Here is a 10,626-nt window from a genome sequence, read left to right on the forward strand (position 1 = left end):
TCAGGAAATTCCGCAAACATGAATTCGAGCAACCGAAAAACCGATCCCGATTGACAGCGGGAGTCATATCAGCCCTTCAGCAACGTCCGCGCATGCCGTTCGATGTTCCAGTTCGGCTCGGTTTCCAGCAGCAATGCGCGCAGCCGGTCGACCTGTTCGGCCAGCCGCTGCCCGAGCCAATAGGGACCTTGCAAGTCGGGCGGCAGTTTCAACGCCGCGTCGCTGCGCACTGGCGAGAGCGGCGACGCGGCCGGAATCCTGAATTGCGTCGCGCGGCCAAAGCGCAGACCGCGCGCCGTGGCCAGCAGAATGCTTCGCACGGCGCGCACCTCGATTCCGCACTCCTGCGCGAAGGCGGCGCGCGCCGCTGCGTCGGTGCGCATCAGCGGCCCGGTCGCCAGCAGTTCCAGCGAACTGAGCACCGAGCGATGCAAGCGCTGGATCTCCTCGAGCCGGGCCTGCGGCACATCGATCTCCTTGGCCACCGAAGGCATCAGCGAACGCAGTTGCACCAGCCGCTTGTTGATCCTTAGAAAGCCCTTGACCTGCTCGTCTTCGCTGATCGTCTCGCCTTGCAGCAGCCGCGCATGGATCCGCGCGCATTCGCGCAGATTGTCGGCGAGGCCGTAGCGCCACGAGTAGGTCGCGTGCAGCGGCAGCGCGAACGAAAACGCCAGCGCGATCACGATGCCGATCAGCACGTTCAGCGTGCGCCACAGCCCGACGTCGATCAGATTGTCGCCGTGGCCCGCGACGATGCACATCGTGATCGCCGTCAACAGGCCGACATAGCCGGACGAGCCGATTGCGAACCACGCGCAGATCGCGGCGACGATCGACATCAGCACGTAGGTGAGCGGCAGCGAGCCGATCAGGTTCTGCTGCAGGATCAGCACCAGCCCGATCGACGCGCCGAGCAAAGTGCCCGCCGCCCGTTCCGCGGCCTTCTTGCGGATGTTGCCGTGATGCTGCAAGCCGCCGATCACCACCAGCAAGGTCACCGACGACCAGATACCGTGCGGGATGTCGATACCGGTCGTGGCGAGAATCGACACCAGCATCGCGAGACCGACGCGCAGACTGTGCAACACCCTCGCATGGCGATAGCGGTAGTACGGCGACGCGACCGCACGCACCATGCGGCTAATGGCCGAACGGCGGGCAATCACGGTGGGGGAATCGGCAGAGGCCATGGCGGCGCGACGGACGCTTTGAAGAACAGTTCCGCTATCGTGCACCAGAGTGCGCCGGAAAGACAAACGCCCGCAAACTTCCGTCTGCGGGCGCGGTTCACTGACGCGAAGTAGAGCAGCTTGCTCAGCCTTCGACCGCGTCCAGATAGTCTTCCGGACGGGTACGGTCTTCGGCGCGCTGCATGCCCAGCACGCGCACCAGAATGCTCACCACTACCGACACCGCCAGGTTCACGACCAGCGACCACACCGCCGCGTAGCCCGGAATCGCGAGACCGAACAGGTGGATCGTGAAGATCGAGCCGGCCAGCTTCAGCGAAATCGCCATCCACGTGCCGGTTGCGATGCCGGCCGCCCAGCCGAGCAGCAGGCCGCGGTAGTCGAGCACGCGCGTGTACAGGCCCAGCACGATCGCCGGCAGCGTCTGAATGATCCAGATACCGCCCAGCAGTTGCAGCTGGATCGCGTACGTGAGCGGCAGGCCGAGAACGAACGCCACCGCGCCGACCTTGACGATCAGCGACACCAGCTTGGCGACGTTGGTCTCCTGGTCGTGCGTCATGTTGCGGTTCACGAACTCCTTGTGGATGTTGCGCGTGTACAGGTTCGCTGCCGCGATCGACATGATCGCCGCCGGCACCAGCGCGCCGATGCCGATCGCCGCGAACGCGACGCCGACGAACCACGACGGGAAGAAGTGCAGGAACAGCGCCGGCACCGCAAAGTTCGGCCCGAACGCCTTGAAGTACGGCGCGTATTCCGGCATATCCTTCACGCCCGCTGCGAGCGCCATGAAGCCGAGCAGCGCAAGCAGACCGAGCACCAGCGAGTAAGCCGGCAGCATCGCCATATTGCGGCGGATCGTGTTACCCGAATTCGACGACAGGATGGCGGTGATCGAGTGCGGATACAGGAACAGCGCCAGCGCCGAGCCGACCGCGAGCGTCGCATACGCGCTGTAGCCGTTCAGGCTCGACACGTCCGGCGCCTTCAGCAACAGCTTGGCCGGCGGCACCACGCCGAAGATATGGCCGAAGCCGCCCAGTTGCGGCGGAATCACGATGATCGCGGCGAAGATCGTCACGTAGATCAGGATGTCCTTGACGACCGCGATCATGGCCGGCGCGCGCAGACCCGAGGTGTACGTGTACGCCGCGAGAATCGCGAACGCGATGATCAGCGGCAGATCGCCGACGAAGCCGGTGGTGTCGAAACCCAGTGCGCCGATCACCACTTCGATGCCGACCAGTTGCAGCGCGATGTACGGCATCGTCGCGACGATGCCGGTCAACGCGACCGCCAGCGCGAGCATGCGGCTGCCATAGCGGGCCGAGACGAAGTCGGCCGATGTCACGTAGCCGTGGCGTTTGGCGATGCTCCACAGTTTCGGGAACACGACGAACGCGAACGGATAGATCATGATCGTGTACGGCAGCGCGAAGAAGCCGGTGGCGCCCGCGCCGAACACCAGCGCCGGCACGGCGATGAAGGTGTAGGCGGTGTACAGGTCGCCGCCGAGCAGGAACCAGGTGACGATGGTGCCGAAGCGCCGCCCGCCGAGGCCCCACTCTTCCAGATGAGCGAGATCGCCGCGCCGCCAGTGAGCCGCGATAAAGCCCAGAATGGTGACGCCGACGAAGAACAGTACGAAGACGAATGTCGCGGTGGCGTTCATCATTGCGCGCCCCCTTGCGGACGGCCCGTCGAACGGGTCTTGGTCTTGAAGTACACGAGCGCCGTGATGATCGCGCTGATCAGCACCCACAGAAGCTGATACCAGTAGAAGAACGGAAAGTCGAACAGTTGCGGTTCGACCTTGTTATATGACGGCACCCAGACCATTGCGATCCAGGGCAGCAACAGCAACCAGAGCCAGCGCTTGCTGGCTTTGTTCGCGTCGGCGTCGTGAGCCATGACGTCTCCTCCTACCTATTATTGAAATGTTGGCCCGCGTTTTGACGGGTGGTGGATCCCGCAGTGGGGAGCCGCCCCGCGGATAAGCGACGGGCGCCCCGAAAGCATCGAAAGAGTATAGGAGCCGCGAACGTGCGGTCAAGCAGGGACGACCCGAGGCGGGGCGGTGCTGGCGAAGCGGGACGAGCGCGGCTTGGGTGTTCCCGGCCGCATCAACCGTGCGGCGGCGGGTGTTGCGTCTGAGAGCAGTCGAGCCGGCTTGCCCGGCCCGGCTGCCTGTCGATCGTCAGACCGAGAACGAGTTGCCCGTCTGCCCGGTCGATTCCTGCAGACCCTTGATCCACTTGCGCGCCGGCAGGCCGAGTTCGGCTTCGATCAGCCTGGCGCGCGCTTGCAGCGCCGTGAACGGCACGTCGAGCGCCGGGCCCGAGAAGGCGATCGCGATGCGGTTGCCGTCATGCACTTCCGGCAGTGCGACGACGCGGCCGTCGAACGCTTCATTCAGCCGCTTCATGTTGCGCACGAAGCTCGGGTGATCGCCGAACAGGTTCACCGTCACCACGCCCGCGCGGGTCAGACACGCGCGCACGGCACGGTAGAAGGCGACGCTGTCGAGCACCGGGCCGCGCGCGGTCGCATCGTAGACGTCGACTTGCAGCGCGCCGATCGTGCCGTGATTGGCGCGGTCGTTGACGAAGTCCCACGCGTCGGTTTCGTGCACGGTCAGGCGCGCATCGTCGTGCGGCAGTTCGAACATCGTCCGCGCGGCGACGACGACCGCCGGATTCAACTCGACCGCCTCGACCTTCGCGCGCTTCAGGAAGCGGTGGGCGAACTTGGTCAGCGCCGCGGCGCCCAGACCGAGCTGGACGATGCGCCTGGGCGTTTCGATGAACAGCAGCCAGGCCATCATCTGCTGCGCGTATTCGAGTTCGATGTGATCCGGCTTGCGCAGACGCATCGCACCTTGCACCCATTCCGTGCCGAAATGCAGGTAGCGCACGCCGCCTTCTTCCGAGAACGTGACAGGAGCGAAACGCGGCTTGCGCGGTGCTTCGATTTGCGGCGCGTCGTGCAGATCGTCGCCGTGTTGCGCGCGCCTGTTATTGCGCACTGCTTTCTGTTTGCCGCCCGCGGCGTCTGCGTCTTGATGGCGGAAAGCACGCGCTTCAGCCGAAGCGCGCTTGATTAATTTCGTCATGTAAGGATGTCGCGCCAAAGGCGCAATTTTTGGTCGAACGAGAGCATAGCATTCGCCGGACTCGACGAAGGCAATACGAGGGTGGCGTAACCGGCTTCGCCGATCACCGGCGCGAAGCGGCCCGCCGTCTTGCCGTTGAAGCAGACTTTGCGCAGCAGCGGCGCGTGCTCGCGCAGCGACGCGAAGTCATTCGGTTGCGCGTTGCGGATCGCCGCATCCAGGCTCCCCTCGCGATGGCAAGCCGCAAGCACGTCCCATACGCCGATGCCATGGACGAGTACGCGCGCGAGACGTTCTTCGTAAGCGAGTTCGGCCAGCGGCTCGCCGAGCACCGTGCCGAGCAGACGCCAGAACTGGTTGCGCGGATGCGCGTAATACTGCGTCGCGGCGAGCGACGCTTCGCCGGGAAAGCTGCCGAGAATCAGCGTATGCGTACCGGCGGCGACGACGGGTGGAAAGCCGCGCAGCATCAGCGGCTCGCCTCGCCTGGCGCGCGAACCGCGGGATGCGCGGGATGCGCTCGCGATACGGTGTGCTCGAGCGGGCGCCCATGTTCACGCGAACGCGGATGCGTCGCGTGCGATGCAGGCGCGGACGACTCGCACGCCGACGAAGCCAGATGCACCCACAGCGCGGGCAACATGCATTCGGTCACCATCAGCGGCGCACCGTGGCGCTCGAACACGGAGCGGCGCGCGACCAGCGCATGCGGCGGCGCGCCGTCGATCTCATACGCAGCCAGTCGGTACAGCGGATGACGCGCCGTCAGCCTGCGGCTCACCAGCGACGAACGCGCGACGCTGCTATCGCTGTACAGCAACTCGGCGAGCGGACGGGTGCGCAGCCGCCGCGTCGCCTGCCATACGCCGACGCTCGCCGCGAGAGGCGCCACGCTATGCGCGGCGACAAACGGCACGCCGTCGACCGACAACACCACCTCCCGAACCCACGCGGGCGCACGCGGCGCGAGGCCGAGCGCGGCGTGCTCGTCGGCCCACGGCCGCGCAACGGCTTCGCGCGTGACGCGCACCGCGACCGCGCCAAGCGTGCGCAGATGCGCGGTCAGCGAACCACCGCGGGTCAGCCAGTCTTTCTGGGCAGCGCTAAAGCCAGGTAAGGGAGCGACGCGCCAGTGGGCGTCGGCGGCATCGAAACGGATAGGCATGGTGTCGGATTATAACGGCGACGCCGATCAGACGATCGCCAGACCTGCCCCCTCCTCCCGTCAGGACGTTCTATTGGCAGCCGCTCGGATGCTGAGGTGCCTCAATCGGATTGCCGCTTTTGGATAGTTCCGATTGGCGAGCAGCGATCAGGCACGCCGCGAACGTGAAAAACTTTCCATCACCGATCGGGACGCGCCGTAAGCTATCGCGATCTTGCCAGCGCCAGCAAACGCGCCACCACGCGCTCGACCACCGGCGCCCACTCTCCCGGCTGCGGCTGCCTGAACAACTCGACGGAGTCGTACCACGGCTGCGCTTCCTCATTGCCCCAGGACCAGTGCGACACATGATCGAGCATCGCCAGCACCGGGCGCCCCAACCTCACGCCTACCCAAAAGTCCTCTCCGACCGCGATATGCGATTACGCAATTGCGGCGGTCGAGATCATCAGTTCGTCGAGCAACCTGTCATAGGCCGCGACCAGCGCGCGATTTTCCGGCGTGAAACGGGAGATCAGTTCCCTCTGTCGGTCCATGTAACCGTTCCAGTTCCTGTCGTGATGATGGACCGCCTCGAGGACCCTACGGGCACCCTCCCTGACATCATTTGCGTCGTAGAAGTAACCAAGATCGCTGCACAAGTGCGCGTTATGCACCAGCGGGTAGCCCTTCCAGCACACATCGAAATAGAAATAGTTGAGCGCCAGCCCCCACTGATGGGAAATGACGATGTCCGTGTGCTCCGCAAGAAACTTCGGCGTCTCGTATCGCCCCACAAAACTGATCTTGCGCTCTTTCACCAGACCGAGGTAATGCATTGTCCCGGCAAACTCTACGTTCTGGCTTGCAAGGTGATCGGCATTCGTCACGTGCACATATGCGACACTGTCCGGTTCCGCACGGTATGCCTCTTCGGCGATCAGGATCGGATAGAGGCAGAATTTGAGAACATCGATATTCGGCTCCATGATGGATATCCGTTTTGATTCTCCCCGGGGCCGATACTCGCCGTTGTGAGAAAAACCAGCCGTGCTGGCATCGATGAACATCGGATCCCAAACAAAGGGTACTTCTCTTACGGAGCAGCGCCGCAGCGTTCCAAGGTAATGCTTGCTTGTCTCCGCCACCTGGGGAATGGCCCAAATCTCATCGTATTGTTGATTGATGAAAACGGAGTTCCCGAGTCCCCGCCCGAATATCATCGCTTCCATGCGCTGCACATATTCAGGCCCACAGCAATAGCTCACAAATCTTGTCCCACGGTCCCGGATGTATCTTGTCTGACCCTCGCTAATCTGACCGCCAAGTTCGATGAGCACATCAAGATTGTCCTTGGCTTCCTCGAATGTTCTTACCGGGTATTGCGTGGTGTCCCACGGTAGCCGCGGTGTGATGGGCACTGGCGTCGTATTGACCAGCGTGACCTCATGGTGGCGTGCCGAGCGCTGAAAGAGTTTCGCGAGATACAAAGCATTTTGCTTGATCCCGTTGACCCACAAGCTTTCCGCCTCCTCTCTCAGGCCAATGGTTATTCCAATGCGCAACGGCCGCTCAGTCATATTTTTATCCTCTCTCATGTCGCCTGGCCTCCCCCGTTACCGATAGAGCTCTGCGATCGCCGCGGTGTATTGCTCGACATTGCGCTCGGCAAGCGGGTCGAGAGTCTTCAGGAATCTGCGCGCGGCGCGCCTGTAGTCATCCAGACGGCCGTCGTGTTCCGCAAACGCCTGACGCAGAGCCAAAGCTCCCTCCTGGGGATCAAAGTCCGGATACCGATATCCACAGTCCTCAAGCAGCGCCGAATTGTGGATAAGCGGATACCCGCCATGTAGCGCCTCGTAATACAGGTAATTCTGCGCATTCTCCCAATGGTGAGAAATAATCGCGTCAGCCTGCATAGTCATGATTTCGTACGTGGGAAAGCGCGCCTCGAACGAGGCAAGCCCGTGGCGCACGAGATCAAGGCTTGTCGCGAACCCGAAAAACAGCGTGTCGCTTTTCAGGTGAAGCGAGTTGAAGACACGCAGGACCTCTATAAAACCAGGCGATCGACGATGTGCGACATCCGCAATCAGCATCGAAATATGACTGGTCTTTACCATGCAGATGTTTGGTTCGAGGATGGCGAGACGCCACTGTAAACGGCCGGGTGTGTAGCCGAATGGCCGAGCCCCCGCGCTCATGCCTGCCGCACGCTCAAGCAGTACCGGGCTCCAGATATGCTGCATGGTCCGCACCGGGGCACGCAACGCTGCTTCGTAATAGGCAGCGCAGGTCTTTTCGAAGGCAGGCAATGTCCAGATCGTGTCGTATCCGGTGCCGGAGACCAGCATGCCATGAGGACGACCAAATATCATGCGTTCGACATCGATTGCGTAATCGTTGGCCACGCGCATGCCGATGACACGCCCGCCGTGGGACTGGAAGTCACGCGCCCACTCCGGATCGAGTTGCGCGCTCAACTCGATGATGACATCAAGCTGCGAGCGCGCCGTTTGCAGGTCGATCACCTTCGCCGGTGCATCGGCCAGAAATTCGCATGCATCCTCGACCCGGCCATCGCCCCCGTTGACCAGAAATACTGTCTCGATGAGCGGCGATCGCGCGAGCAGCATGGTCAGGAAGAAACAGTTCTGAAAAATTCCGTTTTCCCACAGCGATTGCTGACCTGCGCGCACGAAGATCGTTACGCCTACCTTGAGCCGCCTTCCGTTCAGCATGTCGTTCCCCGTTCGCGTGATGATGTCAACCGCAACAAGCTGCGGGCATACGCAGTCTGATTCATCGTGTGAAGTGGACTCAGCGCGGCCAGAAACTCTCTTGCCGAGTGCCGATAGGAATCGAAATTCTCATCATGGTTTCGGGAAGCTTCAATAAGCTGACATGCGCCGTTCGGTATGTCGGAATCCGGATAGTAGTACCCTACCGAACCCAGCCACTTCGAGTTATGGATCAACGGGTATCCCCCGTAAAGCGCATCCAGATAGAGAGTGTTCTGATCGTTCTGCCACTGATGCGCGACAACGGCGTCGCCGAACTGGCTCATGTAGCCGGCGAAATCATGCCGTTTCTCGAAGCGGACTTTCCCGTTCTTCATCAAATCCAGCGAATTGGCCAGATGCACGAACGTCGGATGATCTTTCATCTGAATCGTGTTGAGCAAATGCAGTTCCGCAACGGTATCCCCATTCGCCCGGAAAGCCGAATCGCAGATCAGCATTGGAATAGTGCACGCCTTGATAACTGAGATGTTCGGCTCCAATACCGCAACCCTGAGTGCGCGAAACGTATATTCTTTACGCGCCAGGGGGCGATATCCGAATTCGATGGCATGATCCCTGTGCAGCACTGCGGCGCGCCGGTCGAGAAATGCAGACTCCCACAAATAGGGCACGTCGTACACCGGGCATCGGTAAAGCGATTCGAGCATTCGGTGAAAGCACCGGTCTTTCGGCAAGGTCCAGATTTCATCACAGCGCTCAAAACGAGAACAATAGCCTGCCGTGCCGAAGATTGTGGGCTCGATCAGCGCTGCATAGGGCTGTCCGCAGCAGTGGTAGACCACCTTCTTTCCCTTCGCGCGCAAATGGTCAAGCCAGCTGACGTCGAGCCCGCCTGCCGTTTCGATCGCCACGTCAATCAAGTCGGTTGCATCTCGCGGCGCTATAAGCCGAAAGCCGGCGCCGTCCTGCTCCACATCATCCGGCAGGCACGACTGATCTCCACAATTGAGAAGTAACACTTCTTCGACGAACGGCAAAGCGCGCAACAAATGAGCCAGATAGAAGACGTTCTGGCCCAAGCCGTTTTCCCAGACGCTCTGGCCGGCGTGCGTGAGAACTGAAATTCCAATACGCATGACTATTTCCCCCTCCCTGCTGCCGGCATGAACCTGTCAATCGGTGGTATACATTACTTACCACTGGTACGATGCACCAGCACCGACCGAGTTGCCTCCTGCACCGTTAACGGCTACCCCCCCCTTGACCTTTAGGTTGTTTGTTATTCGAGCGCTGAAGCCGATGGCCATTGCATGATATCCCTGGTAGCCGGCCGTCCCTATACCGACCGCGAGCGTTTTGCCGGGATCGACTTCAGGAATCATCGAGAGAGCGGCGGCGCCCGCTATTCCGGAATATGCCAGCCTTGCCACCTGGTTCATATTCGATTGCACGGCTGCCAACTGCGACACGTTGACCGCGTCAGTCGGATTCACGCCGGGCGCCACATTCGTGATCGTGCGCTCGTTGCCTGGCGAACCCACCGACACCGAATTCGCCTCGGTCGCTATCGAGTTCGCTCCTAGCGCGACCGAGTTCGTCGCTGTTGCAGTCGCTCCCGCACCGAGCGCAACCGAGTTGCTCCCTGAGGCTAGCGAGTTCGCGCCCACGGCGACCCCATTTGTCGACGCACTATTTGAGCTGAACGAGGCGCTCGGAATTTGCGCGGCGGCAACCGCCACCAGGCTCGTCGACAGCGGGGGCGAACTGGTAGACAGAGAAGCCGACCCCGTCGATGTGGAGCTTTGCACGGTACTGGTACTAGTTGTGGTCGATGTCGAGGGCGAGGCGGTCGCAGTGGACGTACTCGTACTGGTCGATGAGCCTTTCCCGAACCCTGGGGACGATACCTGCGTGGACAGGGAGGCCAGCCCCGTTGATAGCGATGTGACCGTGGTACTCAACTGCGCCACGTTACTGTTTGTCGTCCTCAAACCGGTCGAGAGAGACGTAACGCCTGTGAAGAGCTGAACCACGCTGGTCGACGTGGAAAAGCTCAATGTCGAAAGGTTATTGTTGACCGTGCTCAGACTGTTGAGCCAGGTCGCAATCGAGCCGGAATACGAGCTCGACAACGAAGCCAGATTGCTGTTCGTCGTCGACAGGCCGGTGGACAACGAAGTCACACCGCTCACCGCCCCACTGATCGCCGTCGAGGCCGAAGTGCTCAGGCCTGCCAGGTTGCTATTGGTCGTCGAAAGGCCGGTGGACAACGAATGCACATTGCTACTGACCGTTGACAGCCCTGTTGAGAGCGACGTCACGCCGCTTTGAGCCGTGTTAATACCCGTCGAGGCCGAGGTCGACAGCGAACTGAGGTTGCTGTTCGTCGTGGTCAAGCCAGTCGAGAGCGAATTCACGCCGTTTACCGCC

11 protein-coding genes and 2 pseudogenes are annotated in these 10,626 nt (G+C 61.6%); 1 reads left to right on the plus strand and 12 read right to left on the minus strand.

The genetic code is table 11. The features are described from left to right. Window positions 1–68: 68 nt before the first annotated feature. The 12 genes and pseudogenes from AC3WLT_RS35950 to AC3WLT_RS36005 form a co-directional block, all read right to left on the minus strand. Window positions 69–1,193 (minus strand): FUSC family protein, encoded by a 1,125-nt coding sequence (locus AC3WLT_RS35950; protein WP_492596325.1) that lies wholly within the window; start codon window positions 1,191–1,193, stop codon window positions 69–71. A gap of 124 nt (window positions 1,194–1,317) precedes the next feature. Then, window positions 1,318–2,868 carry a monocarboxylate uptake permease MctP gene (gene mctP, locus AC3WLT_RS35955; RefSeq protein ID WP_492596335.1) on the minus strand — a complete coding sequence of 517 codons (1,551 nt, stop codon included), beginning with the start codon at window positions 2,866–2,868 and terminating at the stop codon, window positions 1,318–1,320. After that, a complete protein-coding gene (locus tag AC3WLT_RS35960; RefSeq protein WP_492596326.1) occupies window positions 2,868–3,107 on the minus strand; it encodes a DUF3311 domain-containing protein in 240 nt (79 codons plus the stop codon). The genes mctP and AC3WLT_RS35960 overlap by 1 nt, the downstream gene beginning before the upstream one ends. 286 nt (window positions 3,108–3,393) lie before the next feature. Then, on the minus strand, window positions 3,394–4,308 hold the full coding sequence (locus AC3WLT_RS35965) for a class I SAM-dependent methyltransferase (RefSeq protein WP_492596327.1): 915 nt from the start codon (window positions 4,306–4,308) through the stop codon (window positions 3,394–3,396). Beyond that, window positions 4,305–4,778 carry a DNA-deoxyinosine glycosylase gene (locus AC3WLT_RS35970; protein WP_492596328.1) on the minus strand — a complete coding sequence of 158 codons (474 nt, stop codon included), beginning with the start codon at window positions 4,776–4,778 and terminating at the stop codon, window positions 4,305–4,307. Before AC3WLT_RS35970 ends, AC3WLT_RS35965 begins: the two co-directional genes overlap by 4 nt. Continuing rightward, window positions 4,778–5,473, minus strand: coding sequence for a chorismate--pyruvate lyase family protein (locus AC3WLT_RS35975; RefSeq protein WP_492596329.1), 696 nt, complete (start codon window positions 5,471–5,473; stop codon window positions 4,778–4,780). Before AC3WLT_RS35975 ends, AC3WLT_RS35970 begins: the two co-directional genes overlap by 1 nt. A gap of 203 nt (window positions 5,474–5,676) precedes the next feature. Continuing rightward, window positions 5,677–5,865 (minus strand): annotated as a pseudogene (locus tag AC3WLT_RS35980) (hypothetical protein); the annotation flags it as partial. Window positions 5,866–5,895: 30 nt separating this feature from the next. Beyond that, window positions 5,896–7,032, minus strand: coding sequence for a DUF2827 domain-containing protein (locus AC3WLT_RS35985; RefSeq protein ID WP_492596330.1), 1,137 nt, complete (start codon window positions 7,030–7,032; stop codon window positions 5,896–5,898). A gap of 36 nt (window positions 7,033–7,068) precedes the next feature. Continuing rightward, window positions 7,069–8,193 (minus strand): DUF2827 domain-containing protein, encoded by a 1,125-nt coding sequence (locus AC3WLT_RS35990; protein ID WP_492596331.1) that lies wholly within the window; start codon window positions 8,191–8,193, stop codon window positions 7,069–7,071. Continuing rightward, on the minus strand, window positions 8,187–9,332 hold the full coding sequence (locus AC3WLT_RS35995; RefSeq protein WP_492596332.1) for a DUF2827 family protein: 1,146 nt from the start codon (window positions 9,330–9,332) through the stop codon (window positions 8,187–8,189). Before AC3WLT_RS35995 ends, AC3WLT_RS35990 begins: the two co-directional genes overlap by 7 nt. A 57-nt stretch (window positions 9,333–9,389) precedes the next feature. Continuing rightward, window positions 9,390–9,689, minus strand: a complete 300-nt coding sequence (locus AC3WLT_RS36000) for a YadA-like family protein (RefSeq protein WP_492596336.1) — start codon at window positions 9,687–9,689, stop codon at window positions 9,390–9,392. Between the two features lie 72 nt (window positions 9,690–9,761). After that, window positions 9,762–10,229 (minus strand): annotated as a pseudogene (locus AC3WLT_RS36005) (hypothetical protein); the annotation flags it as partial. Between the two features lie 10 nt (window positions 10,230–10,239). On the opposite strand from AC3WLT_RS36005, the gene AC3WLT_RS36010 reads away from it, so the two are divergent. Beyond that, on the plus strand, window positions 10,240–10,527 hold the full coding sequence (locus AC3WLT_RS36010; protein WP_492596337.1) for a hypothetical protein: 288 nt from the start codon (window positions 10,240–10,242) through the stop codon (window positions 10,525–10,527). Window positions 10,528–10,626: the final 99 nt, after the last annotated feature.

The organism is Paraburkholderia sp. FW306-2-2C-D06C, assembly GCF_058781505.1.